This window comes from Arthrobacter sp. 08Y14, assembly GCF_002929455.1.
GTDB classification, from domain to species: domain Bacteria; phylum Actinomycetota; class Actinomycetes; order Actinomycetales; family Micrococcaceae; genus Arthrobacter_B; species Arthrobacter_B sunyaminii.
In genome coordinates, this window is the sequence record NZ_PJIX01000001.1 from 327,326 (window position 1) to 351,988 (window position 24,663).

At 66.0% G+C, this 24,663-nt stretch carries 24 protein-coding genes and 1 pseudogene; 6 read left to right on the plus strand and 19 right to left on the minus strand.

The annotated features are described in order from the left end of the window. Positions 1-278 precede the first annotated feature (278 nt). Positions 279-2,078, minus strand: coding sequence for an ABC transporter family substrate-binding protein (locus CXR03_RS01465; RefSeq protein WP_104101495.1), 1,800 nt, complete (start codon positions 2,076-2,078; stop codon positions 279-281). A gap of 177 nt (positions 2,079-2,255) precedes the next feature. Between CXR03_RS01465 and CXR03_RS01470 the strand changes: the two genes are divergently transcribed. Continuing rightward, positions 2,256-2,867 carry an NAD(P)-dependent oxidoreductase gene (locus tag CXR03_RS01470; protein WP_104101497.1) on the plus strand — a complete coding sequence of 204 codons (612 nt, stop codon included), beginning with the start codon at positions 2,256-2,258 and terminating at the stop codon, positions 2,865-2,867. Here CXR03_RS01470 and CXR03_RS01475 read toward each other — a convergent pair whose 3' ends face one another. The 3 genes from CXR03_RS01475 to CXR03_RS01485 all read right to left on the minus strand — a co-directional run bounded on the left by CXR03_RS01475 (position 2,868) and on the right by CXR03_RS01485 (position 4,965). After that, the gene (locus tag CXR03_RS01475; RefSeq protein WP_104101499.1) at positions 2,868-3,320 is read right to left on the minus strand and encodes an NUDIX domain-containing protein; all 453 of its coding nucleotides are present in this window, start codon (positions 3,318-3,320) and stop codon (positions 2,868-2,870) included. Continuing rightward, a complete protein-coding gene (locus CXR03_RS01480) occupies positions 3,317-3,844 on the minus strand; it encodes a GNAT family N-acetyltransferase (RefSeq protein WP_104101500.1) in 528 nt (175 codons plus the stop codon). The genes CXR03_RS01475 and CXR03_RS01480 overlap by 4 nt, the downstream gene beginning before the upstream one ends. A 110-nt stretch (positions 3,845-3,954) precedes the next feature. Then, positions 3,955-4,965 carry a hypothetical protein gene (locus tag CXR03_RS01485; RefSeq protein WP_104101502.1) on the minus strand — a complete coding sequence of 337 codons (1,011 nt, stop codon included), beginning with the start codon at positions 4,963-4,965 and terminating at the stop codon, positions 3,955-3,957. Between the two features lie 89 nt (positions 4,966-5,054). Here CXR03_RS01485 and CXR03_RS01490 point away from each other — a divergent pair, with 89 nt between their 5' ends. Together CXR03_RS01490 and CXR03_RS01495 are read left to right on the plus strand one after the other, a co-directional pair. Further along, a complete protein-coding gene (locus CXR03_RS01490) occupies positions 5,055-5,627 on the plus strand; it encodes a TetR/AcrR family transcriptional regulator (RefSeq protein WP_181034464.1) in 573 nt (190 codons plus the stop codon). A 259-nt stretch (positions 5,628-5,886) separates the two neighbouring features. Beyond that, a pseudogene (locus tag CXR03_RS01495) lies at positions 5,887-7,818 on the plus strand (beta-glucosidase); the annotation flags it as partial. Positions 7,819-7,834: 16 nt separating this feature from the next. On the opposite strand, the gene CXR03_RS18535 reads toward CXR03_RS01495, so the two are convergent. The 4 genes from CXR03_RS18535 to CXR03_RS01515 all read right to left on the minus strand — a co-directional run bounded on the left by CXR03_RS18535 (position 7,835) and on the right by CXR03_RS01515 (position 10,989). Beyond that, on the minus strand, positions 7,835-9,325 hold the full coding sequence (locus CXR03_RS18535) for a glycosyltransferase (RefSeq protein ID WP_104101507.1): 1,491 nt from the start codon (positions 9,323-9,325) through the stop codon (positions 7,835-7,837). A 64-nt stretch (positions 9,326-9,389) separates the two neighbouring features. Next, positions 9,390-9,947: a dihydrofolate reductase family protein gene (locus tag CXR03_RS01505; RefSeq protein WP_104101509.1), complete on the minus strand. Its 558-nt coding sequence runs from the start codon at positions 9,945-9,947 to the stop codon at positions 9,390-9,392. 46 nt (positions 9,948-9,993) lie between these two features. After that, positions 9,994-10,542, minus strand: a complete 549-nt coding sequence (locus CXR03_RS01510; RefSeq protein WP_104101510.1) for a GNAT family N-acetyltransferase — start codon at positions 10,540-10,542, stop codon at positions 9,994-9,996. A 93-nt stretch (positions 10,543-10,635) separates the two neighbouring features. Further along, positions 10,636-10,989: a DUF1801 domain-containing protein gene (locus CXR03_RS01515; protein WP_104052659.1), complete on the minus strand. Its 354-nt coding sequence runs from the start codon at positions 10,987-10,989 to the stop codon at positions 10,636-10,638. Between the two features lie 263 nt (positions 10,990-11,252). On the opposite strand from CXR03_RS01515, the gene CXR03_RS01520 reads away from it, so the two are divergent. Beyond that, a complete protein-coding gene (locus CXR03_RS01520; RefSeq protein WP_104101512.1) occupies positions 11,253-11,897 on the plus strand; it encodes an NAD(P)-dependent oxidoreductase in 645 nt (214 codons plus the stop codon). Between the two features lie 260 nt (positions 11,898-12,157). Here the strand turns inward: CXR03_RS01520 and ychF are convergent, their stop codons facing one another. From ychF to CXR03_RS01535, 3 genes are all read right to left on the minus strand, one after another. Then, positions 12,158-13,243: a redox-regulated ATPase YchF gene (ychF, locus tag CXR03_RS01525; RefSeq protein WP_104101514.1), complete on the minus strand. Its 1,086-nt coding sequence runs from the start codon at positions 13,241-13,243 to the stop codon at positions 12,158-12,160. A 22-nt stretch (positions 13,244-13,265) separates the two neighbouring features. Beyond that, positions 13,266-14,345: a 4-hydroxy-3-methylbut-2-enyl diphosphate reductase gene (locus CXR03_RS01530; RefSeq protein ID WP_104101515.1), complete on the minus strand. Its 1,080-nt coding sequence runs from the start codon at positions 14,343-14,345 to the stop codon at positions 13,266-13,268. Between the two features lie 86 nt (positions 14,346-14,431). Next, positions 14,432-15,247, minus strand: a complete 816-nt coding sequence (locus CXR03_RS01535; protein ID WP_104101517.1) for a hypothetical protein — start codon at positions 15,245-15,247, stop codon at positions 14,432-14,434. Positions 15,248-15,311: 64 nt separating this feature from the next. On the opposite strand from CXR03_RS01535, the gene xseA reads away from it, so the two are divergent. Further along, positions 15,312-16,601: an exodeoxyribonuclease VII large subunit gene (xseA, locus tag CXR03_RS01540; RefSeq protein ID WP_104101518.1), complete on the plus strand. Its 1,290-nt coding sequence runs from the start codon at positions 15,312-15,314 to the stop codon at positions 16,599-16,601. Positions 16,602-16,642: 41 nt separating this feature from the next. After that, positions 16,643-16,882: an exodeoxyribonuclease VII small subunit gene (locus CXR03_RS01545; RefSeq protein WP_104102740.1), complete on the plus strand. Its 240-nt coding sequence runs from the start codon at positions 16,643-16,645 to the stop codon at positions 16,880-16,882. A 45-nt stretch (positions 16,883-16,927) separates the two neighbouring features. Here the strand turns inward: CXR03_RS01545 and CXR03_RS01550 are convergent, their stop codons facing one another. From CXR03_RS01550 to CXR03_RS01585, 8 genes are all read right to left on the minus strand, one after another. After that, on the minus strand, positions 16,928-18,145 hold the full coding sequence (locus tag CXR03_RS01550; RefSeq protein WP_104101520.1) for a pyridoxal phosphate-dependent aminotransferase: 1,218 nt from the start codon (positions 18,143-18,145) through the stop codon (positions 16,928-16,930). A 75-nt stretch (positions 18,146-18,220) separates the two neighbouring features. Beyond that, the gene (locus CXR03_RS01555) at positions 18,221-19,183 is read right to left on the minus strand and encodes an ABC transporter substrate-binding protein (RefSeq protein WP_104101522.1); all 963 of its coding nucleotides are present in this window, start codon (positions 19,181-19,183) and stop codon (positions 18,221-18,223) included. After that, on the minus strand, positions 19,180-19,965 hold the full coding sequence (locus CXR03_RS01560; RefSeq protein ID WP_258073445.1) for an ABC transporter permease: 786 nt from the start codon (positions 19,963-19,965) through the stop codon (positions 19,180-19,182). The genes CXR03_RS01555 and CXR03_RS01560 overlap by 4 nt, the downstream gene beginning before the upstream one ends. A gap of 10 nt (positions 19,966-19,975) precedes the next feature. Further along, complete coding sequence (locus tag CXR03_RS01565; RefSeq protein ID WP_104101523.1) at positions 19,976-20,749, minus strand: ABC transporter permease; 774 nt, start codon at positions 20,747-20,749, stop codon at positions 19,976-19,978. Position 20,750: 1 nt separating this feature from the next. After that, the gene (locus CXR03_RS01570) at positions 20,751-21,893 is read right to left on the minus strand and encodes an ATP-binding cassette domain-containing protein (protein ID WP_308470572.1); all 1,143 of its coding nucleotides are present in this window, start codon (positions 21,891-21,893) and stop codon (positions 20,751-20,753) included. 115 nt (positions 21,894-22,008) lie between these two features. Beyond that, positions 22,009-22,461 (minus strand): NUDIX hydrolase, encoded by a 453-nt coding sequence (locus CXR03_RS01575; RefSeq protein WP_258059868.1) that lies wholly within the window; start codon positions 22,459-22,461, stop codon positions 22,009-22,011. After that, positions 22,454-23,380, minus strand: coding sequence for an N-acetylglucosamine kinase (locus tag CXR03_RS01580; protein WP_104101525.1), 927 nt, complete (start codon positions 23,378-23,380; stop codon positions 22,454-22,456). Before CXR03_RS01580 ends, CXR03_RS01575 begins: the two co-directional genes overlap by 8 nt. A gap of 58 nt (positions 23,381-23,438) precedes the next feature. Beyond that, a complete protein-coding gene (locus CXR03_RS01585; RefSeq protein WP_181034465.1) occupies positions 23,439-24,638 on the minus strand; it encodes a phosphotransferase family protein in 1,200 nt (399 codons plus the stop codon). Positions 24,639-24,663 lie beyond the last annotated feature (25 nt).

The window sequence follows — 24,663 nt, forward strand, 5'->3', positions numbered from 1 at the left end:
GGCATTGCGGCTCGCAGACAGTGAGCCGACTCACAAGGTCAAAAGCATATTGCTTTGGAGTACACCGTACTCACCACGGGGAGCCGTGATTGACTCCCGGGACGCCTCCGGCGGCCCATAGCAAGGCAAAAAGGTGCCCCTCGTCTGGAATTATATAGAAAGACATGTCGAGATAACGATTTGGCATACCCCTGACGTGTTACGACACAATGGTGTCCTTTTGCCCTCCGACCTGCCATTATGCCTACGGCCCCGGGGGCATGCCATGACCAACGTCACTACCGGGCTACGGACCACTCCCAGAAGTTCCACCACAGTCCGGTCTGGTTGGGCATGTATTCGACATGCTCGATGGTGTCCGCTGAAGCTTGCAGCCCCGGCACCTGATAGAGGGGCAGTCCGTAGCGCGCGTCCCAGATGAGCCGGTCTATCCGGGTCTGAAGGTCATCCCGGCGCTGGGCATCAGTCTCCGTCACGAGTTCGTCCATCAGCGCATCCGCTGCGGGACTGGAAAAACCGTTGAAGTTGGAGGCCGAGCCGGTCCGGAAGACCTGAGGCACGCCGGACACCCCGACCCCGGAGGCAGTCCAGCCAAAGATCGCAGCGTCATGGCTGTCCGTTCCCAGTTGTTCCGCCCAGTCAGAAGCGGAAAGTCCGCCGTCGACCACGGTGAACCCGGCTTCTGACGCTGACTCTTGAATCAGCTTGAACGCAGCCGCACGGTTGGTGTTGTCACGGTTGTAAAGGATGCGCACCTGGGGTGTGTCGCCGTCGAGCAAGTCTCGTGCACGGTCCAGATCCACCGCGGCGAACTCCCGGGAGCCGTTTGTTGCGGCTGCCTCTTCATAGGCGGACTGGTCGGTGAGGAACACTTCGGAGTCCAACGGCTTCGCCTCGGGCTGCAGCGGCTGCACGGTTGCCTCCACGATGGCTTGGCGCGGCACGGTATGAAGAAAGGCTTCGCGGACAGTCTTGTCTGCGAAGACGCCGTCGAACTTCAGGTCCAGATGGTCATAGGCAAGCTGGTTGCCCCGGTGCAGGTTGATGTTGCCCATCGACTCGAGTTCAGTCAGCGTGCCGCTGTCCGCCGGCGGAGAGATGATGTCCACGGTGCCGTCTTTCAGGGCTGCCGCCTGGCCGGAAGAGTCCTGGAGGAACCGCACCGTGATCCGATCCAGCTCCGGCTGGGGACCCCACCGGTAATCGTCGTTGCGCACCAGCGTCAGGGACGTCCCCGGTTCGATGCTCTGGACAATGTAAGGGCCGCTGGAAAGATAAAGCCCCGGGTCCTCCGGAAGTCCGTCGGTGGTGAAGGCTGTGTTCCAGTAGTCTGCGACAGCCCGCAGTTCCGGGTTGACCGGAGCAGGATCCAGGGCATCGCCTGCGGGGGTGTTCCGGATCAACCGGGTCAGCTCTTTTTCGTCCGCCAGCCCTGCACCCTGGGCGACGACGTGCGCCGGGACGCCTATCCCGCCGTCGTCGGCCAGTGATCCGAACGCTGTCTCCCAGTCCGCGTACGGCTGCGAATAGGTCAGGGTGATGGATCGGTTGTCATCACCGATCTCCGGAAGGCCGGTCAGGGCCAGGGCCTCAGTGGACCCCGCGTAGTCGAAATAGCGCGTTCCTGAGAGAACAGTGCCGTTGCTGGCCGTGAGCTCGTCATCGAACCGCCCGGATGCTGCGGCCCAGGCGAGCATCATGTCATCCGCACCCACCGGAGCTCCGTCGGACCAGGCCACCCCCTCATTGACCGTGTACTTCACCGTCAGCGGATCCTCGGAGATTCTTTCGTAGGTGCCGAAATCCTCCAGCGGAACAACGTCCAGGTTGTTGTCCACATAGTTGAAGCCCGAGTGGGTGGCATAGGCAATGCGGTTGTTGATGTCCGTGTTCCCGTCCGCAGTTTGCGGATTGAAGGAGCTGAAGGCACTGGTCTCCGCCACGGAGATCTCACCTCCCGGAGTCGGCGAGGTGCCGGGCACCTCCTCGACGGCATCCGGCTCAGCGGTGCAGGCACCCAGGACCAGGGCCCCTGCGGCACACGCAGCGATGAGTTTGGTCAGGCGGTCAAAACGCATAGTTGCTCCCCGGGACGTTATGGCGTTGATCGCACACCCTGTGATGATGACACACGGCGCCCTGTTCCCACGAGCATCAGCCAGGTGAGCCGATGCTCGAGTCAGGCGTAGTCGGCCGAGGCGCCGATAAGATAGTTTCAGGCTCTAAGAGCACGTCACAACGAATAAGAGGACCCTGTGAAGATCACCATTGTCGGCGGCTCAAAAGGCACCGGAGCACAGCTCGCCGCGCTCGCGCAGGCAGCAGGCCACGAGGTTACGGTCGTCTCCCGCAGCGGCAACGCACCCGCAGGCGTACACGCGGTCAGCGGCGATGCGACCGACCCCGCCGTAGCAGCGCGGGCGGTGGCGGGAGCCGACGCCGTCGTTGTCACCGTGGGCGGCGCCAAGGGTGTTTCCCGGCAGCGTGCGACTGTCACCGAAAGCGTCATCGGTGCGATGCAGAAAGCCGGCGTGCACCGGCTCCTGGTGCAGTCCTCGCTGGGTGCCGGAGATTCCGGCTCGCAGATGCCCGCACCGCTGCGGCTCGTCATGCAGGCAGTGCTCGCCAAGGCCCTGGCGGATCACAACAAGCAGGAGGCTGCCGTGCAGAGTTCCGGCCTGGAATGGACGATCGTCCGTCCCACCGGCCTTACGGACAAGGAGCCGACCGGCACCTGGAAGGCGCTGACAACGGGCGACGGCGGCCGGCTGGGTGGGTCAATCCCCCGCCGTGACCTGGCCGCCTGCATGCTCGGGTTGCTTACTGACGATTCGAGCGTGGGCAAGGCCCTTGGGGTGAGCAGCTAGCTATTTCGGCTGCAGCTCCCCCAGCCTGGCGCCGAAACCCGCACAGAGAACATGAGCGTTCTCCAGGGGCGCCCACCAGCACGTCCAAGTTTGAGCTGCACCGCCGTGTGACGGGTGCTCTTCCCCAGCAATCCAGCGCTCACGTGGCGGCGTGTCGTCGAGAAGCTCGAGCTGGAAGAAGTGCCGTTCATGAATCTCCGGTTTCGAGGGCCACACGTCATAGTGGTCCACACCGAGCGCACGGACGACGCGCGTTTGCATCCCTGTCTCTTCGCGTACCTCGCGAATCACAGCTTCCTCGGGTGTCTCGCCTGGTTCGATCGTTCCGGCGGGGACTTGCACTCCTGCGGCCTCGATCGGCACGTGATTGTGAGTGAAAACCAGCAGCCGCCCCTCATGGACAACATAGCCGACGGCCTTCCGCACGGAACGCAGGTGCGGATGGCCGGTCATGCGATGTCCGGCGTTCCGGCGCCCGTCACGCTCTGAGTCAACGGCTTCACCATAATCAGGCATGGCGTTTCCGCACCCCAGAGGTCCGTCTCCTCCAGGGCAAGGAATCCCGACTTCTCGTAGAAGCGCCGGGTCAGCGCGTACCCGACATCCGGATGGGAGGGGCCGAGGGTCTTGACCTCCAGCAGGCGGACACCCCGGGCGACGGCATCTGCCTCGACGGCCGCGAGCATTGCGGTTCCGACCCCAGACCCGTGAACGGCGCGGTCGACCACCGTGAGATGTATTTCCGCGACGTGAGGAAAGTGCCGGTCAATGAGAGTGACCCCGACGACGCAGCCGTCAGGGTCACACACGGTCCACGTCTCCTTTGTCCGAGCAGCGTCGATGTACTCGGCATTCGAGTCCGGTTGTCCAAACCACTCGGGGACCGTTGCCAGCAGCCGGGCGACGTCGCCGGGCACAGGCTCGTCCCGGACTGCAATCCAGTTGCCATTGGTCTGCTTTACGCCAGTGCCACCCATGAGTCCTGTCTACCAAGACATCTGTCGGCCATTTGTCAGCGACACAGTCCGGCGCACGCACGGGTGCCCTGCACGGACGGTCCGAACCGGCGCCTGTGGTTCACCAGTGCCTAGACCGTCGCGGGTATTGCCTCTTTCCGGGTCCTGGCAGCCGAGATGCGCGGACCGCTAAACCACAGCACGATCCCCGCCAACACCCACACGCCCAGGGTCAGGGCCGCAGCGCCCCCACCGGCGCCGTCGAAGTACGCCACGGAACGGACCAGGGTGCCGGCAGCGCCGGGCGGCAGGAGCTGGCCGATCATGGCCACCCCGGCGGGCAGCCACTGGGCGCTCGTCGAGATGCCGGCGAAGGGGTTGCCCACAAACATCATGGACATGGCCGCAATGGTGAACCCTTTGGTGCCAAAACACTCATTGAGGCCGGCCAGGGGCAGGGCCAGTGCTGCGATGCCGAGGGCAACGCCTGCCGCAACCGGAACCAGGGGACCCTCGATGCTGCCAAAGAGGTACTTCAATACGGCCGCGACCACGAACCCGCCCGCCACCGAAAAACCGGTGAGGCCGGCGAAGATCCACCAGCGCTGGCCGGACAGCATGGAACGGAACGCCACGGCCGGCACAATGCCGCCGAACACCAGCGGAAAAGCCAGGCCTCCGATGCCGACGCCGGTCGGGTCGCCCGGGGGAAGCGGAACCACGTCCACGATCTCGGCGGTCTGTCCCATGCTGCCCGCCATCGTGGCCCCAACATTGCTGACCGTGCCGGAAACGGCCGTTGAGCCGGCGCTGGCCACATAGACGGTCATATCCGGATCGGTGAAGTCGAATCCGCCAACGATCTCCCGCTTACGGATTCCCTGCTCCAGGTCCTCGGTGCTCTCATAGGACTGCACGGCAAAGGCCCCCGGTGACTGGTCCTCCAGGGTTTCTGCGACCGACGCTGCCCGGTCCTGCGGCCCCACCACACCCAGACCCAAATCACGGGGTCCGGAATGGAGCGAGGGCGAGATGAACAGCATCAGGAGGGCCAGCAGGATGACGGAAAGCCCGGTGGTTAAACCGGCCCAAACGGCCGCGTGCTTTCGATGGGAGCCGGATGACGGCGTTTGAGTTGTCATGATCCTTCTTCTTTTCGGAGGAACTTCCTCCGCTTCTACGGATGATGTTCCTCCGGTTTAGACTGAAGGTCAATTTGAAGGGAGTGCGGATGAGAGCTGATGCTGCGCAGCGAAGAGAGGCGATCATCACCCATGCAAGGCACCTGTTTGCCGAGCGGGGCGGCGATGTTGCACTAGAGGCTGTAGCCGCCGCAAGCGGCGTTGGGATTGCCACCCTGTACCGGAACTTCCCCTCCCGCGGGGACCTTGTCCACGCCGTGGTCCAGGACATTGTGGAACAGATCATCCACGCTGTGGATCAGACCCGGAGCACGCTGAGCACTGATCCGGCTGCGGCATGGAAGGACCTGCTGTCCAGCCTCACGGCAATGGAACTCGGTGCGCTAACGGACGGGCTCGCGCTGCAGGCCGGGGCCGTCCAGGATTTGGAAGCCACACCTCTGGCGCAGGTTCAGCAGCCCGCAGTAGATGCCCTCAGCGATCTGCTCGCAGAGCTCAAGCGGCGCGGTGCAGTGCGGGAGTCCCTCTCTGCCCTGGACGTAATAGTTGCGGTCGCGACGATCACCCGTCCGCAGGTCTCCCCCATCCGTGGAGCAGCACCGGCTGTGCCGGACCAGCTGGCCGAGGCGTATCTTCTCTGGAGCCGAGGCCAACAGGCCTAACCCACGGCCGGCGCCTGATCACCCGGGTGCAGGTCCGGGTGGAGCGGCTAATCCGCGCCGCGCAGGCACAGGGTGGAGAATGCAGTGCATGAACATCACTCCGGAGGCCGGCGCGTACGGTGAGGCAGTCGGCGCGGTCCGGGAGGGCGCGCTCGATCCGGACGAGGCAGCGGAGCAGCTCATCGGCCAGATGACGGAGCCGGAGCTTCTCGGGCTGCTCGACGGCGACTCCCCCGGGCTGCTGCTCCCGCTCATCCCGATGCTGCTGCGCCGGCGGCCGTTCGTGGCCGGGGCGGTCCCGCGGCTGGGCATCCCGGGAGTCCGGTTCAGCGACGGCGGCCGCGGCGTCGTCATCGGCTCCTCCACGGCCTTCCCCGTGACCATGGCGCGGGCCGCAACCTGGGATCCGGCGCTGGAGGAACGGGTCGGGCTCGCGGTGGGCCTGGAGACCAGGGCGCGGGGAGCAAACTACTCCGCCTCCGTCTGTGTGAACCTGCTTCGCCACCCCGCGTGGGGCCGGGCGCAGGAGTGTTACGGGGAGGATCCGGTGCTCACCGCCAGGATGGGGTCGGCGATGACCCGGGGTGTGCGCGTGCACGCGATGGCGTGCGTGAAGCACTTCGCGCTGAACTCGATGGAGGACGAGCGCTTCGAAGTCGATGTGTCAGTCGACGAGCATGCCCTACACGAGGTGTACCTGCCGCATTTCAAGGCCGTTGTGGAAGCCGGCGCCGACTCCGTGATGAGTGCCTACAACCGGGTGCGGGGCGAGTACATGGATGTCAATCACGCGCTGCTCACCGACGTGCTGCGGGATGAGTGGGGCTTCCGGGGATTCGTGACGAGCGACTGGGTGTTCGGCACCCACGACGCCGTCACCAGTCTCCAGGCGGGGATGGATGTGGAGATGCCGCTGCGGCTGCTCCGCGCCCGTACTTTGCCTGCAGCGCTGCGGAGCGGTCAACTGGCGCGCGCGACTGTAGTCCAGTCCGCGCGCCGCATCCTGCGCACCAGCGTGCTGCACGCCGCAACACGGGAGACGGCGGAGCCAAGCGCGGACCTGATCGCTTCCCCGGTGCACCGGGCGCTTGCCCGCCGGGTCGCCGAAGAATCCATTGTCCTGCTGAAGAATGAAACCTGCGGCGCGGAGCCGCTCCTGCCGCTGTCTCCCACAACCCGCCACGTCGCGGTGATCGGACGACTCGCAGCCCGGGCAAACCTTGGCGATCACGGCTCATCACGAGTCCGGCCTCCCTCCGCGGCTTCGGCGCTGCAGGGGCTTCGTGAGGCGCTCCCCCGGGTGCGCATCACGACCGCCTCAGGACGGAACGAACGCGCCGCGGCCGCGCTGGCAGCCGCCGCGGACACAGCGATCGTCGTCGTCGGTCTGGACCAGCACGACGAGGGCGAGTCCGTTGTCACCGGAGGCGTTAACGTGGGCGTGCTCGGTCCGGCCTTTGGCTCGGGTGCCCTCAGTCGGGTCGTCACCGGTCTCGCGCACCTGGCCTCGCGTTTCGTCCGAGGCGGCGACCGCAGCTCACTCAACCTGCGCCCTTCCGATGTGCGCCTCATCCGCACCGTCGTGGCTGCGAACCCGCGGACCGTCGTCGTACTCATCGGCGGCAGCGCGATCCTCACGGAGGAATGGCGGGACCAGGTGCCCGCGCTTGTCCTCGCCTGGTACGGAGGCATGGAGGGCGGACGCGGGCTCGCGAGCGTGCTGACCGGTGATGCGGAGCCCGGCGGGCGGCTCCCGTTTGTGCTGCCAACGGACGCCGCGCATCTGCCGCCGTTTGACCGCATGGCGAAGTCCGTCGTCTACGACGACAAGTGGGGTCAACGCCGGCTCGACGGCGACGGACACGCACCGGCGTTCCCGTTTGGGTTCGGCTTGAGCTATACGACGTTCGAGCACCGTCTTCTCAGCCACAGTTTCGACGACACTGGCGGCACCGCGGACGTGCTCGTCACGAACACCGGAGATCGCCGGGGGTCCACTGTTGTTCAGGTCTATGCTGCGGATGTATCGGTTCCCAGGCCGGTGGCTCAGCTCCTGGGCTTTCGTAAGGTGACGCTGCAGCCCGGCACCGAGACAACGGTGCGGGTCGCCCTGGATGCCGGGCCTACGCTGCAGCGCGATCCTGCCACCCGGCGCTGGTCCCCCCGCGCCGGGGACTGGGCCCTGCTCGCCGGCCAGCACAGCCCGGTCAGCTGGGCGGACGCGGTCCGATTGCGGCACCCTGCGGAACCGGCCGATGAGGACGGGATCTCTGGACGCGGACAGCCAGCGTGTCATCCTGACGCAGGATGGCGCGGAGCAGCCGCCGCTCCTCCCACCTGAGCGGCCTGAACGCTTGGCTGCGCCGCAGCACCAGGCTCCCGTCCGGGGTCCCGTACCGCTTTTGCAAATCCTCCAGCTCCGCGGCCTGCAGCAGAGCGACAGTGTTGCCCGTAGCCGAGTCGATCAACCGGACCAGAGCGGATGGTCCGGTCAGATCCGTCGCGACTACGCGCTCCTCACTGGCGGAGAGGATTGTCTTCTGCGCTGCGCGGGTTATCACCAGCGGACGGGACGGCCCGTCCAGCAGTCGGGAAAGCACATCTGCCGCAGCTTCAGGTCGGCCTGTCCTTTGCGCCGCAGCCTGCATCTGCTGCAGGCGGCCTGGCTCGCGCAGCACCTCGTCGATCTTCCAGCCGATTGTCGCTGAAGTGTTGCAGCGGACCGCCGCCCCCTGTTCCAACAGGTAGTCGCCGTTGCGGACCTCCTGCCCCGGAATGGGGTTCACCATCACCATGGGCAGGCCGGCAGCCATGCACTCCGACACTGACAACCCGCCAGGCTTGCCCACAAACAGATCGGCGCGGCGCAGCAGTTGCGGCATCTCCGTTGTGAAGCCGAGCACGCGGTAGCGGTCTCCGGCGGGTGCCACCAGCTGCTCGATACGCTGCCGCAGCGCATCGTTGCGTCCGCACACTACCGTTGCCGTGAAGGGCGAGCGCATGTGCAGCGTCTGCCGCACGACCGAAACGGCGTAGTCACCGCCGGTCGCGCCCGCAGAGATCAGCAGCATCGGGGGCTCGGTTGCATCGCGGGAGGGCGCGGCCTCCAGCTGTGCGGCGATGGGAATCCCCGGAGCCGCAACCCGATCGGAAGGCAGGCCAAGTGCCATCAGTTCCACCCTCCCCTCCTCCCGGGCCAGGGAAAGCGCATGGAACGCGCCGGTAAGGGACAGCCCCTGGAAGTCATAGTCCGTCGTGACGACGGCGGTCCTCGCGTTGGTCACGCCGCGAAGGAGCAGCGACGCCAGCAGCTGGGCGGGCAGGAAATGCGTGCACACGATCGCGGTCGGCCGGAACCGCTTAATGGCATCAATGACCGGAACGGAGTTCATCCGTGTCCAGGGGTCTATGGGGCCCCGGCGCCGGAAGGGACGGTCACTGATGTCGTAGCCCCAGTCAATCAGCCACGGCAAGCCCTCGACCAGGACGAAGTAGCCCTTGTTCAGCAGTGCCCGGTAGAGCACGCTGCTGACCTGTAGCACGTCCAGAACCTGGACCTCGGCGACGTCGGCACGCGCGGCGCACGCCTGCTGCACCGCTGCTGCGGCACTGTTGTGCCCGGCGCCCACACCTGCGGACAGGATCAGTACGCGCTCCCCTGCAGCGGTCTTGGGGGTTCGTCCCGGCGTTTTGCGCATGAAGCGAGGCTAGCAGGGGCTGCATCGCCGTCTGGACGGAAGCGCAGCATCAGCGCTGTGGGTCTCAGTCAGCCCGCCGGTAGTTCATGGAAACTGCACCGTTGCTCATCGGTTCCGCCGAGATCAGCTCGAGGCGGCGTGTGCTGTCGAGAAGTCCCTCGTAGAGCGTGGGACCGTGGCCGGTGATCATGGGGTGCACCAGGAACCTGTATTCATCAATCAGGTCCAGCCGGTCAAGTCCCGCCGCAAGCCTGCTGCTGCCGAGGAGCACCCCCTCCGGGGTCCGGTCCTTGAGGTCCTGCACTGCGGTGCGAAGGTCGCCTTCGATCCGGTGGCTGTTGTTCCACGGGAAGTCGCTGCGGGTTGAGGACACGACGTACTTCGGTTTGGCCTCCAGCGTGCGGGCCCAGTCGCGCACCGCTGCCGGCGCTTCGACCTCCCCGCGGGCGACCGCCGGCCAGTAGCTCTCCATCATTTCGTACGTGGTGCGCCCCCAGAGCATGGCGCCGGACTCGTTCAGGAGCCGGGTGTAATGGGTGTGCGTCTCGTCGTCGACGATGCCCTCCTGGTGGTCGATACAACCGTCCAGGGTGACGTTGATGCTGAAAGTCAGGAGGCCCATGGAGCGATTCTAGGTCTCAGGCCCTCCCCCGCAACCGTTTGCGGAATCAGCCGGTCCAATCGCGGCGCAGAAGGCCGTATATCCAGGAATCGGAGACCTCGCCGTCGACGATGCAGTCCTCGCGCAGTTCGCCCTCGCGCAGGAAGCCGAGCTTCTCCAGGACCCGGGCGGAGGCGATGTTGCGTGTGTCCGTTTCGCCCTGGACCCGGTTCAGGTCCAGGGTATCGAAGGCCCACTGCAGCACGGCGCGTCCTGATTCAGCGGCGTAGCCGCTCCCCCAGGCCTCTTTCGCCAGACAGTAGCCGAGGGAAGCACTCCGGAAGGCGGGGTTCCAGCTGTTGAAGGTGCACCAGCCCAGGAAGAGCCCGTCTGTCTTCCTGGTAATCGCCAGCCGCGCTCCGGTGCCTTCCTCCGCCATCTTCCGGCAGCCGTTAAGGAAGTGCGTGGCCTGCGAAGGACTGGACCACGGCGGACTGTCCCAGTAGCGCAGGACTTCTGCGTTGCTCTGCAGTGCGAAGAGACTGTCCGCGTCCGTATCAACGAAAGGTCGCAGGACCAGGCGCGCGGTGTCCAGGGTAGGAGTTGAGAGACTCATGGCTGCCAGCCTGCCATATGTGTGTCTGTGGTGTGGTCCCACCCTCCGCCGACGCCGGTCCCGTGTTCTGCCGGCGAAGGGCGGGAGCCGGGCTCAGTCGAGAACCGAGCGGACGATCTCCGCGACGCGCTTCTCCGTATCGGCGTCGATGGTTTCGAAGTACCAGGCGGCAGGCATAAGCGTGCCGTCCGGCCCGCCGGTGGGGCGGAACGGCGCCTTCTCGGTGACCGACAGATTCAGGCGTTCATCGTTGCGCAGGGTCAGCAGCGCTGGGGAGCCTGCAGACCTGGCGTACGCGGGCATGCCGTACCAGATACGCGGTTTCAGGCCCGGAGCCGCGTCCATGATGACGTCATGCACCCGCTGCATCAGCCCCCGCTGCGGCTCATCCATGCCCGCAATCTTGTCCACGACCTGGCCCAGGTTCTTTTCGTCTTTCGATGACATCTCGCGTCCTTTCGACAGCCGATGCCGCGGCATCGGTGCAATGAAGCTGGCGCATCAGTGCGCCGCACTCCATCGGGACGTGTCCTGGGGAGCCAGTCCTCTCCGCGATGATTCACGTGGTCTTCACGTGGAAGCGCCCTCGGTGGCAGGGCCACCGGCATCAGGATAACCCTGCCCCGAGTGGGGAGGGAATACGTGGACTCGGCAGCTGGTTGCATCTTCGCCGGGGAATTGCCGGCTCCTACTGCAAGGAGAGAACGCACATGGCACGAGTAGTGATCTTCGGCGGAACCGGCTACGCCGGCGGATACATCGCCCGCGAGGCGGCTTCCCGCGGGCATCAGGTGATCTCCTACACCCGCAACGCACCGGAGGAGCCTCTGGACGGGGTGGGCTACCGCACCGGATCTCTGGCTTCCCCGGAAGTGCTCACCGCGGCGGCCGCTGACGCGGATGTCCTCGTTGTGGCGGTGCACGGAGCCGACGTCGACGGCGCTCCGCTTGCCACGTACATGCCGCAGCTGATCGAAGCCGTGCGCAGCAGCGGCGCGCGCCTCGCCTTCGTTGGCGGGGCAGGCTCGTCGCTGGTCGCGGAAGGTGGTCCGCGGCTGGTCGACACACCGGACTTCCTCGATGACTGGAAGCCCGAAGCTCTGGCGCACGCCGAAGTTCTCGAGGCGCTGCGGCAGGCACCCGAGGACCTCGACTGGTTCTATGTCAGCCCGGCAGCGCTCTTCGGTGTCTTCGCTCCGGGCGAGAGCACCGGCGCCTACCGGACGGGCGGCGAGATCCTGGTGACCAAAGATGACGGCTCCTCGGAAATTTCCGGTACCGACTTCGCGCTTGCCTTTGTCGACGAGATCGAGAACCACGCACATCCGCGACAGAGGTTCACCGTCGGGCACTAAGGCGTACGTCCAGCACCGCAGAAACAGCCCCTCTCCCCACGCAGGGAAAGGGGCTGTTTCAGACGGGGCTTCCCTTCCTCTCAGCGACCCGAACCGTACGTTGTATCCACTTCGGGCCAGTCTGGCATGCCTCTATGTGCCACCTATGAACCCTCGGATCGGGGCGTGGCAGCCCTGTGCTCTTTTCCGCTAATACATAAGAAAATGCCGCCCCCGAAACTTAACGGAGGGCGGCATTTCCCTTGATTCCGGCGAAGAACCTAGACGTTGAAGCGGAACTCCACCACGTCGCCGTCGGCCATGACGTATTCCTTGCCTTCGATGCGGACCTTGCCGCGTGACTTGGCTTCGGCCATGGAACCGGCCTCCACCAGATCATCGAAGGACACAACCTCGGCCTTGATGAAGCCGCGCTGGAAGTCGGTGTGGATGACGCCGGCAGCCTGCGGTGCGGTGTCACCCTTGCGGATGGTCCATGCACGGGTTTCCTTGGGACCGGCCGTCAGGTAGGTCTGCAGGCCCAGGGTGTGGAAGCCGACACGGGCCAGCTTGTCCAGGCCGGACTCTTCCTGGCCGCTCATCTCCAGCATTTCGCGGGCTTCTTCCTCGTCCAGCTCCACCAGATCGGCTTCGAGCTTGGCGTCAAGGAAGATGGCGTCCGCCGGGGCCACCAAAGCGCGCAGTTCCTCCTGGCGCTCCGGGTTGCCCAGCACGGCGTCGTCAACGTTGAACACGTAGATGAACGGCTTGGCGGTGAGCAGGCTCAGCTCACGCAGGTGCTCCATCTCCAGCTTGTCCTTCGCCACGGAGGAGAAGATGGTGTCGCCGCGCTCCAGCACGGCCTGCGCGGCCTGCATGGCAGCCAGCTGCGCGGGCTCGCGCTTCTTGATCTTGACTTCCTTCTCGACCCGCGGAATCGCCTTTTCCAGCGTCTGCAGGTCGGCCAGGATCAGCTCGGTGTTGATGGTCTCCATGTCAGAGCGCGGATCCACCTTGCCGTCCACGTGGATGACATCGGGGTCATCGAACACGCGGATGACCTGGGCGATAGCCTCGGCTTCACGGATGTTGGCGAGGAACTGGTTGCCCAGCCCTTCACCTTCCGACGCGCCCTTCACGATGCCGGCAATGTCCACAAAGGAGACGGTTGCCGGAAGGATGCGCACGGAACCGTGAATCTCGGCCAGCTTGGCCAGGCGCGGATCCGGAAGGGACACGACGCCGACATTCGGTTCGATGGTCGCGAACGGATAGTTCGCCGCCAGAACGTTGTTGCGGGTCAGCGCATTGAACAGGGTTGATTTGCCGACGTTGGGCAGGCCGACGATGCCAATAGTAAGAGCCACGTTGCCATCATACCGGTGCCCGTCAGGCTCCGGCGCGCCGCCCGCCCAGACCGCGTGAGGTATCCCCCATCGCCTTCAGCGTGGCACGGATCTCCTTGGGCAGGGAGAAAATGATGTCTTCCTGCGCAGTGACCACTTCCTCTACGTCGCCGTAACCGTACTCGGCCAGCAGGTGCAGGACGTCCTGGACCAGGTTTTCCGGCACGGAAGCGCCGGAGGTCACACCAACAGTGGCAACGCCCTCGAACCAGGTCTCATCAATCTCGTTGGCGAAGTCCACGCGGTGCGAGGCCTTGGCGCCGTATTCCAGCGCAACTTCCACCAGCCGCACGGAGTTGGAGGAGTTCGCAGATCCGACCACCAACACCAGATCCGCTTCGGGAGCGATCTTCTTGATCGCAGCCTGCCGGTTGGAGGTGGCGTAGCAAATGTCGTCGCTGGGCGGATCCTGCAGCGTGGGGAACCGCTCGCGCAGCAGGTTCACCGTGTGCATGGCTTCATCCACGCTCAGGGTGGTCTGGGACAGCCAGATCACCTTGTTCGGGTCCCGGACCACAACCTTGTCCACGTCTTCGGGACCGTTGACGATCTGCGTGTGCTCGGGTGCCTCGCCGTAGGTGCCTTCAACTTCCTCGTGGCCGGCGTGTCCAATCAGCAGGATGTCAAAGTCGTCGCGCGCAAAACGCACCGCTTCCTTGTGGACCTTGGTCACCAGCGGGCAGGTGGCGTCGATGGTCTGCAGGTTCCGGTCCTTTGCGGACTGTACGACGGCGGGCGAGACGCCGTGTGCGGAGAAGATCAGGCGGGCGCCTTCCGGGACCTCGTCGGTTTCATCGACGAAGATGGCGCCCTTCTCCTCCAGCGTCTGGACCACGTGGAGGTTGTGCACAATCTGCTTGCGGACGTAGACGGGCGGGCCATAGGCTTCCAGCGCCTTCTCCACGGCAATCACTGCGCGGTCGACGCCGGCGCAGTAGCCGCGCGGTGCGGCCAGCAGGACGCGGCGGGCGCCGGAGACGGGAGCGGCGGCGGATACCTCCTGCGGGCTGCGGCGCCTGCGCGGAACGGTGGGCATAGGCACGGAAACGGCAGTGCTGGTCATGCCTCCATGCTATCGGGTGGACCGGCACCGAACGCGCGCGACGGCGTTCCGTCCGCTGTCGGCGCACTGCTCCCGGATCAGGGCACTCAGCGCCGCCCGGAACCGCCGATGGCACGCACCAGCAGTCCCAGCACCAGCAGCACAGCCGCACCCACCATGAAGGGAAGCGTCCATGCCTGCAGGCTGGGTCCTGCTTCCGCGGCGAACGCGGCGGCAAAAGTCTCCGCCAGGGCGCTGCTGTAGGCAGGACGGCTGGCAAGTGCGGGCAGGGAACCGGCGGCAAACCACAGCGCTCCCCCGGCCAGCAGTGCTCCTCCTCCCATCCAGGCCAGTGCCCCTCCCCTGCTCCGAGCCACCAGCAGAGCCAGCACCGCTGCTATGCCCGAGCCCAGAGCCAGAAAAGGCCACGCTTTGGCAGCGTTGGCTGCGAACTCGATGTCCGAGCGCTGATCCGCCCCGCCCAGCTGCAGCAGCGACTGTTCCGGTGCCTGCACATCCGTCCCGGCGGCCCTGCCGAGCTCGTCCGTCACCAGGCCCACCACCGGGGCGACATCCAGCGTGACTCCGCCGCCGCCGTCGAACGTTTGGGCGTGCGAGCGCTGCAGCGTCTCGTCCCAGGCCTGCGGATAGCCGGGCAGCGACTGCACTCCCTGCACCGCGCTGGTGATCAGCGGCTGCACAAAGGAGGCGAGGGCGTCGGGCAGCTGGACGCTGTCCGTCACCTGTGCCCCCAGCTCCTCGGCGAGGTCCTGTTGGAAGGCCTCGTTGGTGCCCAGCGGCTGGCCCAGGGCAACAAATCCGTCTTCTGACACCACGTTTTCGGCCAGCCAGGCCGAACACAGGGCGGCAACTGCCAGCAGGACGGCGGCAAAACCCAAGATGGCCGAGCCGAATGTTCGCATCGGGTGTTTCCTCACTCTGGTTGCGGAACCCGCGTTGTGGGCGGCACCTGATAGACATTAACTTATGCAAGACCCCATAGAGCGCACCGAACCCGATGAGTCCGCCGCTGCGACGAGCCTCCCGAAGACCGCCGCGGAAACCAGTCCCGAGAATCCGTGGCCGCTGCAGCTGCTGTCGAGGAACCTGAAAAGCTACATCGACCGCGCCCCTGCCACCTGGGTGGAGGGGCAGATTATCGAGCTGAACAAACGGGCCAATGCCTCCTACATCACGCTGCGCGACGTCGATGCGGAGATTTCGCTGTCCCTGACAGTGTGGAGCACGGTCATGAACCGGCTGGAGCTGCCGCTGGAACGCGGCGCCCGGGTGGTGGCCCAGGTCAAGCCCGATTTCTGGGTCAAAACCGGACGGCTTTCCATGCAGACCAGGGACATCCGCCCGGTTGGCATCGGTGATCTCCTGGCCCGGATCGAACGCCTGCGCCAGGCGCTGGCCGCCGAAGGGCTGTTCCGGGAGGACCGGAAGCTGCCGCTGCCGCTGCTGCCGAACCGGATCGGACTGATTACCGGACGCAACTCCGATGCCATGAAGGACGTCATCCGCAACGCGTCCCTGCGCTGGCCTGCTGTGGTCTTCGAAGTGCGCGAAGTAGCTGTGCAGGGCGTCAACGCCGTGGCGGAGGTGACCCGGGCGCTGGCCCAGCTCGATGCCATGCCGGAAGTGGACGTCATTGTGATTGCCCGCGGCGGCGGGTCCCTGGAGGACCTGCTGCCGTTCAGCCACGAGGACCTGGTCCGGGCCGTGTCCGCCGCGCAGACGCCTGTGGTCAGCGCGATCGGCCATGAAGCGGACCGGCCGCTGCTGGACGAGGTCGCAGACCTCCGGGCCTCCACGCCCACCGATGCTGCCAAGCGGATTGTTCCGGACGTCGGTGAGGAGCTGCAGCGCATTGGTGCAGCCCGGGCCCAGCTGAGACGCATCGTGGACCTGACGGTCGGCCGGGAGATGGAACGGCTGAACCACATCAGGTCCCGTCCCGTGCTGGCCGCTCCGGAAACCATGGTGGACCTGCGCCAGCAGGACGTGTCCCGCCTGCGCGAGCGCGCCCTGTCCTGCATCACCTCCGAAGTGCGGCGGGACACCGACCGGATCGCGTACCTGCGGGCGCAGGTGCGCGCCCTCTCACCCCAGAACACGCTGGACCGCGGCTACGCCGTCGTGCAGTTGGCCGACGGCTCCGTGGTCCGGGAGGCAGCGGCCGTTCCCGGCGACGCACGCCTGCGCATCCGGGTTGCCGTGGGCGAACTGGCCGCTACGGCAGCAGCGCCGGCTGAAGAAAAGCCCGGCGCATGAACATGCAGAATCAACAGCTCCAACCGAAAGAAGACCCGAAAATGAACCCCGCAGCAAACGAAGCATCAACCATCCCGGCAGACATTGAAGCCATGAGCTATGAGCAGGCCCGGGACGAACTGGTTTCTGTGGTCGGCAGGCTGGAAACCGGAGGCGCCTCCCTGGAGGAATCTCTGGCTCTGTGGGAGCGCGGCGAGCAGCTTGCCACCCGTTGCGAGTCCTGGCTGGAAGGTGCCCGCCGCCGCCTCGATGCCGCCCGCGAGGCAGCCGCAGGCGAGTAGGCTCAGCGGAATAGGCTCAGCCGAGTAGGCCTGCCCCGAACAGGCCTACTGCTTGTAGGTGCTCAGGAACTCGGCGAGCCGGATCATGGCGTCCTCAATGTCATCCACGTTGGGCAGGGTCACCATCCGGAAATGGTCCGGCCGCACCCAGTTGAAGGCCGTGCCCACGGAGATCAGGATCTTTTGCTGCTTGAGCAGGTCCAGCGCAAACTGCTCGTCGCTGGCGATCGGATAGACCTCGGGGTCCAGCTTCGGGAACAGGTACAGGGCCCCCATGGACAGCTCGCAGCTCACGCCGGGAATGTCGTTGAGCATTTTGTGGGCCAGATCGCGCTGCGCCTTGAGCCTGCCGCCGGGCAGGATCAGGTCATTGATGCTCTGGTAGCCGCCCAGTGCGGTCTGGATGGCGTGCTGCGCGGGAACGTTGGCGCACAGGCGCATGTTGGCGAGGAGGTTGATGCCCTCGATGTAGTCCTGGGCCTCATGTTTCGGTCCGGAGATGGCCATCCAGCCGCTGCGGTAGCCGGCAATCCGGTAGGCCTTGGACAGGCCGCTGAAGGTCAGGCACAGGACGTCTTCGCCGGTGATGGTGGCTGAGTTCACGTGCACGGCGTCGTCGTACAAGATCTTTTCGTAGATTTCGTCCGAGAAGATGATCAGCCCGTGCTTGCGGGCCAGGTCCACGATCGCCTTGACGATGTGCTCCGGATAGACCGCCCCGGTGGGGTTGTTGGGGTTGATGAGCACAATCCCCTTGGTGCGGTCGGTGATTTTGGACTCAAGGTCCTCGACGTCCGGCCACCAGTGCTCGTTTTCGTCGCACAGGTAGTGCACAGCGGTGCCGCCGGCAAGTGAGACGGAGGCGGTCCACAGCGGATAGTCCGGAGCAGGCACCAGGATCTCATCGCCGTTGTTCAGCAGCGCCTGGAGCGAAAGCGTAATCAGTTCGCTGACCCCGTTGCCGAGGTAGACGTCATCGACGTCAATGTTCTGGATGCCGCGGCTTTGGTAGTACTGGACGACGGCGGTGCGGGCGGAGAAAATGCCGCGGGAATCGCTGTAGCCCTGGGCCTTGGGAAGATGGCGCATCATGTCCACCAAGATCGCTTCCGGCGCCTCGAAACCAAAGGGCGCGGGGTTGCCGATATTCAGCTTCAGAATCCGCTGACCGGCTGCTTCCATGCGCTGTGCATGCTCCAGCAGCGGCCCACGGATGTCATAGAGAACGTTGTGGAGCTTGTGGGACTGCTTGAATTCGGCCATGAAAACATGGTGCCACAGGCAGGGACCCCTCCCCGCACATGTGAAGCGGAAAGGGGTCCCTGTCACGAGTGAACTTTAGGCGAAGCCCTTTTCCTCCAGCCACATCCGGGCTGCTTCACTGGGATCCATCTTCTGGTCTCCGCTGACGGCCTGGTTCAGGTCGATCAGGTCCTCGGTGGTCAGTTCCGCAGACACTTTGTTCAGCACCTCTGCAGCCTGGTCATTCACGGCCTGCGAGGAGGCCAGCGGAACCACCTGCTGGGCGGGCCAGTTCTGCTTCGGGTCCTCCAGCACCACCAGGTCATTTTCCACAATGGCCGGGGTGGTGGTGTAAATGTCCGCAACCTGCACGTCATCCTTGAGCAGGGCATCCACGGTAAGCGGCCCGCCGCTGTCACCGATCGGCGTGAATTCCTTGAACTCGCAGCCGTACTTGTCCTTCAACCCGATCAGGCCCTGGACCCGTTCCGCGAATTCCGCCGGTGCAGCCAGCGTCAGCTGGTCACAGACCTTGGCCAGGTCCTCGATGCTCTCCAGCTGATACTTCTCCGCTGTGGCCTTGGTGACCACCATGGCATCCTTGTTCTCGGCATCGGACGGCTCGAGGATGACCAGGCCCTCGGGCAGGGCGCCGGGCAGGGCATCAATGATCTCCCCGGCGTCCACGAGTTCAGTGTCCGGGTCCACTCCCACCAGCAGCGCGCCGGTGTATTCGGGGATCAGGTCAATGGAGCCGTCCTCCAGTGCGGGGAGGTAGACCTCGCGTGAACCGATGCCGAGCTTGGTCTCTGCGGGAATGCCGGCCCCGTTCAGCGCACCGGCATAGATCTCCGCCAGGGTGCTGGATTCGGGGAAGTCCGCCGATCCCACCACGATTGTTTCGGCAGCCCCGGACGCAGCGCTTTCCGACGGCGATTCCGAGGCCAGCGGGTCACCTCCGCCGCCGCTGCAGCCGGCCAGCCCGAGGGCCAGGGTGATGCCTCCGGCCAGAACGGTCAGTCCCTTGGGCCGGGCAATCCGGCGCTTGTGCTGCGTCATTGTTTTCCTCCTTGTGAGCCGGCAGCGGAAAATCCGCCGCCGGTGGGTGTAGGTGCGGTCGGAGCTGCTGTACCGGCCGCGGCGACGCGGCCCTTCTGCAGCCCGGGTGAAATCGAAAGACGTGCGGCCAACGCAATCACGGCATCCACTGCAAGCGCCAGCAAGGCGATGATGACCGCGCCGCCGAAGACCCTGCCGTAGTCGCCAACGGCCAGTCCGTCGATGAGGTACCGCCCGAGTCCTCCCAGGTTGATGGTTGCAACCACGGCAGCGGTCGCCACGACCTGCAGTGTGGCGCCCCGCAGTCCGCCGAACAGGACCTTCAGCCCGTTGGGGATTTCGACCCGGAACAGGATCTGCAGTTCCGTCATGCCCATGCTGCGGGCCGAGTCCACGATGCTGCGGTCCACGGCAGCAATCCCCGAATAGGTGCCGGCCAGCAGCGGGGGTACGGCCAGCAGGACCAGGGCCCAGATGGGCGGCATGAGGCCCAGGCCGGCCAGGAGGACAAAGAGGGTCAGCATGCCCAGGGTTGGCAGGGCGCGCAGCAATCCGGAGATGGTCACGACGGCCATCTGGCCGCGGCCGGTGTGTCCGATGAACAAACCTATCGGCACGGAGATGGCCAGGGCAATCAGCAGAGTCAGTCCGGTGTACTGCAGGTGCTCCAGGGTGCGCACGGGAATCCCGGCGGCTCCGGTCCAGTTTGCGGGATCCGTCAGCCATTCCCAGCCCTGCCCCAGGGCATTGGTGGAGGTGTACTCGGTGCGGGGAATCGTCACGGCCACCGGATTACGCCCCCTTCAGTGCGACGTCGGGCGCCGCTGCCGGGGTGCCGGGGGCAGCCTGGTCTCCGGGCCCGGGGACGCCGGCAGTGCCGGCGCCCCTGCGCCTGCGCAACCCGAACATGCCTGCTGAGGCTCCGGGAACCCGGCCGGCGCGCAGCCAGGGCGTCAGCGCACGCTGCAGCAGCACGAACACCAGGTCCATCAGGAAGGCCAGGACCAGCGTGGCGACAATGCCCACCACAATCTCGGTGATGAAGTAGCGGCGCAGCCCGTCCCGGAAGAAGAAGCCCAGGTTTTCTACTCCGATGAGGGCACCAACGCTGACCATCGAAATGTTGCTGACCGACACCACCCGCAGCCCGGCAATCAGGACCGGAACGGACAGCGGCAGGTCCACTGTGAGGAACCGGCGCAGCGGCCGGTACCCCATGGCGACGGCGGCTTGCCGGACGCCGTCGTCCACTGAGTCGAAGGCGTCAACGGCTACGCGCAGCATCAGCGCGACGGCGTAGATGGTCAGTGCGATGATGATGTTGCTGATGTCCAGGATGCGGGTTCCGAGGATGGCGGGCAGCGTCACGAAAAGCGCCAGGGACGGAATCGTGTAGAGCAGCGATCCGGCGGCAAGAATGGTGCCGCGGATGCGGTTGCTGTTGCGGACCAGGGCTGCCAGCGGCACCGCGATGAGGATGCCCAGCACCAGCGGCACGATGGACTGGTACAGGTGCAGTCCGGTCAGCCGGAACACCTGGTCGGTGTGGGCGAGGAACCATTCCATGTCAGCCCGCGCTCCGCTGCAGCCTGGCTTGCTCGATGAGTTCCAGCACCTCGGCGGCCCTAATGGTTCCCGTTACGCGGTTTTCCGGGTCCACCGCTACGCCCAGCCCCGCGGGGGAAGACAGTGCGGCGTCGAGTGCCTGCCGCAGGGTTTCCCCCTCGCGGTACAGCGATCCTCCCGGGACCAGCTGATCCGCGGCAGTGACCGACGCCCGGCGGGACGCCGGCACCCAGCCCAGCGGCCGCCCGCCGTCGTCGACTGCGAGCGCCCAGTCCTCCTCCACAGCCACCGCAGGATTCGCCAGTTCGGCGGGTGTCAGGAGCTGCACCGGATGCAGCGGCACACCGTTTCCCGCTTGGAAGGACAGATGCCGGAACCCGCGGTCCCGCCCCACGAACCCCGCCACAAAGTCATCCACCGGGGCCCGCAGAATTTCTTCGGGTGCCGCGTACTGGGCCAGCCGTCCGCCCGCGCCGAAAACCGCGACCTTGTCTCCCAGGATTGTTGCTTCATCAATGTCGTGCGTGACAAAAACAATGGTTTTGGCCAGGTCCCGCTGCAGGCGCAGCAGTTCCTGCTGCAATTCGGCACGCACCACCGGATCCACGGCGCTGAACGGCTCATCCATGAGCAGTACGGGCGGATCTGCGGCAAGCGCCCGCGCCACGCCGACCCGCTGCTGCTGTCCACCCGAAAGCTGGGCCGGGTACCGTCCGCCCATTGCAGAGGCCAGCCCGACGACGTCGAGCAGTTCTGCGGCACGGGCACGGGCGCTGGTCCGGGACTGTCCGTTGAGGCGCGGAACGGTTGCCACGTTGTCCAGTACGGTGCGGTGCGGCATCAGGCCGGCGGACTGCATAACGTATCCCATGGACCGCCTGAGCTGGGGAGCTTTGACCCCGCTGACGTCGGCGCCGTCCACTGTGATGGTTCCGGACGTGGGTTCCACCATGCGGTTGATCATTCGCAGGGATGTTGTCTTTCCGCAGCCCGAGGGTCCAACAAAGACGGTGACGGCACCGCGGTTAATGTCCATGCTCAGGTTCTCTACGGCGGGCGAGGCCGAGCCGGCGAAGGACTTGGTGACACCGCGGAAGGTGATCATCGGTTCGACGGCCCGCGGGGCGGAGTCCGGCAGGGTCATGGGGAAACCTTCCGTTTTTTGTGCGGGAGTCCCGCCTCTGGCTGCGGGGGGTCCGCAGACGGGCCGTCCTGACGTGTGTTTACGGTAGGACACCCGGTGGATGTAGTCCAGCAGATCATTCGGAACGGACAGCCGGGCGGATGGCTGCCATCTTCAGCCCCACCTGCACCAGGGGCGCCGGTCCCAGCTCCGGAACCCGGTCCAGCGGCACCCAGGCCGCCTCGTCGGTGCTGCCGTCCAGCTCATGGGTTAGCGTCCCTGACAGGACACGGGCACGGTAGACGATCCGCAGTGCGTGGAGCAGGTTCCGGTTTTCGCCGGGAAAGCGGTGCTCGGGTTCGATGAAGATGCTGTCCACCCCCAGCAGCTCCTCCGGTTCCACAAAATAGCCGGTCTCTTCGCGGACTTCCCGCACGACGGCGGCGGTCGCGTCTTCGCGCACCTCGAGTCCTCCCCCGGGCAGGGTCCAGCTGGAGTAGCCGTGGTCACGCCAGTGCGAGAGCAGGATGCTGCCGTTTCGGATGATGACGGCGTATGCGCCCACCCGGGTGTCGAAACTTTCAGCCACGCTGAACGTCCTGCGCGGCCAAATACCGGACACCGTGCACCGGGTCCTGTTCCAGGAACCGGATGCCGGTCAGCCCGGCGCGTTCCAGGTCCTGACGCAGCCGGTCCCGGAGCAGCGGCTGATACATGCCCAGGCCACCGCCAACCACCACGGGGCCGCTATTGTCCAGCAGCCGGGCAGTATCCGCCGCCAGCCCCGCCAGATGACGCGCCCCTGCCGCCACAATTTCGCTGCCCGCGGCGCTGCCCTGTGTTGCGGCATCAAAGACCACTGAGGCTTTCGAGGCCCAGTACCGGCGTCCCGTGCCGGTGTCGTGAAACAGGGCGATGAGTTGCTCGGGATCGGTCACTGAGCAGGCGGTCAGCAGCGCGGCGGACAACTCATCCGGCTGCTGGCGAAGGTTGAAGCGGCGCAGGGTATGCCGGACGGCTTCACGCGCCATCCAATAAGCGCTGCCCTCATCGCCCAGAAGGTAACCCCAGCCTCCGCAGCGGGCCTCTTCCCCGGCCGGGTTGAGCCCCCATGCCACGGATCCGGTCCCGGCAATCAGGGCGATGCCGGCCGGCGTCTGTCCGGCCGCCAGGATCAGGCGGGTGTCATGGATGACGTCCACCGCCGCGCCTGGAACGTGGGGGCTGATCAACGCACGGAGCGCGTCGGCGTCGTCGGCGGTGTCAATGCCGCCGGAACCGGCGATAACGCGGTTCGCCGGAACGGGGCCCAAAGCGGTAAAGATCTCGGCGAGGTTGGCGGCAGCCTGCGCCGGGGTAACGTTCTGGACATTGGCGCTGCCGCTTACTGCTTCCCCTGCGGGAACCCCGTCAACGAGGAGCAGCCCGTGGGTTTTGGTTCCGCCGATGTCCAGGCCAATGACGATCTGGCCGGAACCGCTTCCTTGTGCCCCGCGGATAGTGTCCATTTGTCCACCCTACTTTCCTGGAGCGCCGAGCGGCACTTGCGGAGCGCTTTCGGTGCGGTCAGGAATGTTCCCGGGAACGGACCAGGAGCTCCTGTGCTGCGGCCAGCGTTCGGTCCGCTGCCTCCGTGCCCCGCCCCGCCGCACCGGCCACGAGGGTCAGTGCCACGGCGGCCGCCCGGGAGTAGAGAGCGGCGGGATCCGTTTCGGCCGCGAAAGCGCCTGCAAAGCGGTCCGCGGAGGCCCTCAGACCCGGGCTCCGCGGGTTTACCGCCGCGAAAACAAACAGGTGCCCCGTAAAACAAGCAAGATCATCCACCAGGTGTCCGGGGCCGAGGACGTCCACGTCAAGCATTCCGCTGATCTCCCACCGGGCCCGGCCGGGGTTGTCTACGAGGAGGTTGCCGCCGTGAAAGTCACCGTGCGCGGTCACCAGCGGACCCGGATCGGCAGCGCGGACCGCAGCGTCGATTTCGCGGGCACAACGGGTAATCCGTTCCGCCTCCTGCGGGAACGCGACGGCGGCTCCCGCGGCGTAGTCCACAACGCGTTCGGCCCACGCCGGTCTGCGGGGAAAAGCCAGTGCCTCCCGCGGCAGTCCCGCCAGGAGATCGAGCAGCGACTGCGGGTCAACGTCATCCGGGGACACATGGAGGTGCTGATGCAGGGAACGGCCTGGAAGTGCCCGCAGGGCCAGGACACTGTCCGGCTCCGGAACGGCTCCGGCGGGGATCTCCAGCAGCGCAGGCACGGGAAGTCCCGCACCGGCCGCAGCTTCCAGCCGGCGGCGAAGCCCGGGAGCCAGTCCCGGCTGCAGAACTTTGAGGTAGGCCGTGGCACCTTCGAAGGTGCCGCGGATGACTGCGCGTCGCAGCGGCCGGTAAGCCGCCAGGGTCAGGGACGCCCGGGCGCCGTCCGTTCCGGCGCCAAAGAGGTCCCGGGCCACGGCACCGGGGCTGGTGGCCCAGGCCAAACCCGACAGGACAGGGTCCCGGGGATGCACCCAGAGTCTCACTGCCGTACCGTCCGCAGAGCCCCGCACGGTCCGGCGGCTTTGCTCCGGGGTCAGCGCAGCGGTGGTTGCACCCACCTGCAGTTGTACGGGTTGGCGGCCGCTGTCGGCTGAACCGCGGCGGGGTACTGCTTCGACCCGGTACAGGGCACTGATTCCTGCACCCGGACGGTGGTGGGTGCGCAGGTGGCTCCAGGACAGGGGCACCAACCCCAGCGGTCGCACCGCAGCCGTCAGCGGTCCGGACATGCCCGGACCTTCCAAACGGGATTTC

Excerpts from the sequence above, each read along its gene's own strand:
- CXR03_RS01465 (WP_104101495.1), bottom strand. The coding sequence starts at position 2,078 with ATGCGTTTTGACCGCCTGACCAAACTCATCGCTGCGTGTGCCGCAGGG.
- CXR03_RS01475 (WP_104101499.1), bottom strand. The coding sequence starts at position 3,320 with ATGACCGGCCATCCGCACCTGCGTTCCGTGCGGAAGGCCGTCGGCTAT.
- CXR03_RS01480 (WP_104101500.1), bottom strand. The coding sequence starts at position 3,844 with ATGGGTGGCACTGGCGTAAAGCAGACCAATGGCAACTGGATTGCAGTC.
- CXR03_RS01485 (WP_104101502.1), bottom strand. The coding sequence starts at position 4,965 with ATGACAACTCAAACGCCGTCATCCGGCTCCCATCGAAAGCACGCGGCC.
- CXR03_RS01490 (WP_181034464.1), top strand. The coding sequence starts at position 5,055 with ATGAGAGCTGATGCTGCGCAGCGAAGAGAGGCGATCATCACCCATGCA.
- CXR03_RS18535 (WP_104101507.1), bottom strand. The coding sequence starts at position 9,325 with ATGCGCAAAACGCCGGGACGAACCCCCAAGACCGCTGCAGGGGAGCGC.
- CXR03_RS01505 (WP_104101509.1), bottom strand. The coding sequence starts at position 9,947 with ATGGGCCTCCTGACTTTCAGCATCAACGTCACCCTGGACGGTTGTATC.
- CXR03_RS01510 (WP_104101510.1), bottom strand. The coding sequence starts at position 10,542 with ATGAGTCTCTCAACTCCTACCCTGGACACCGCGCGCCTGGTCCTGCGA.
- CXR03_RS01515 (WP_104052659.1), bottom strand. The coding sequence starts at position 10,989 with ATGTCATCGAAAGACGAAAAGAACCTGGGCCAGGTCGTGGACAAGATT.
- CXR03_RS01520 (WP_104101512.1), top strand. The coding sequence starts at position 11,253 with ATGGCACGAGTAGTGATCTTCGGCGGAACCGGCTACGCCGGCGGATAC.
- CXR03_RS01530 (WP_104101515.1), bottom strand. The coding sequence starts at position 14,345 with ATGACCAGCACTGCCGTTTCCGTGCCTATGCCCACCGTTCCGCGCAGG.
- CXR03_RS01535 (WP_104101517.1), bottom strand. The coding sequence starts at position 15,247 with ATGCGAACATTCGGCTCGGCCATCTTGGGTTTTGCCGCCGTCCTGCTG.
- xseA (WP_104101518.1), top strand. The coding sequence starts at position 15,312 with ATGCAAGACCCCATAGAGCGCACCGAACCCGATGAGTCCGCCGCTGCG.
- CXR03_RS01545 (WP_104102740.1), top strand. The coding sequence starts at position 16,643 with ATGAACCCCGCAGCAAACGAAGCATCAACCATCCCGGCAGACATTGAA.
- CXR03_RS01550 (WP_104101520.1), bottom strand. The coding sequence starts at position 18,145 with ATGGCCGAATTCAAGCAGTCCCACAAGCTCCACAACGTTCTCTATGAC.
- CXR03_RS01555 (WP_104101522.1), bottom strand. The coding sequence starts at position 19,183 with ATGACGCAGCACAAGCGCCGGATTGCCCGGCCCAAGGGACTGACCGTT.
- CXR03_RS01565 (WP_104101523.1), bottom strand. The coding sequence starts at position 20,749 with ATGGAATGGTTCCTCGCCCACACCGACCAGGTGTTCCGGCTGACCGGA.
- CXR03_RS01570 (WP_308470572.1), bottom strand. The coding sequence starts at position 21,893 with ATGACCCTGCCGGACTCCGCCCCGCGGGCCGTCGAACCGATGATCACC.
- CXR03_RS01580 (WP_104101525.1), bottom strand. The coding sequence starts at position 23,380 with ATGGACACTATCCGCGGGGCACAAGGAAGCGGTTCCGGCCAGATCGTC.
- CXR03_RS01585 (WP_181034465.1), bottom strand. The coding sequence starts at position 24,638 with ATGTCCGGACCGCTGACGGCTGCGGTGCGACCGCTGGGGTTGGTGCCC.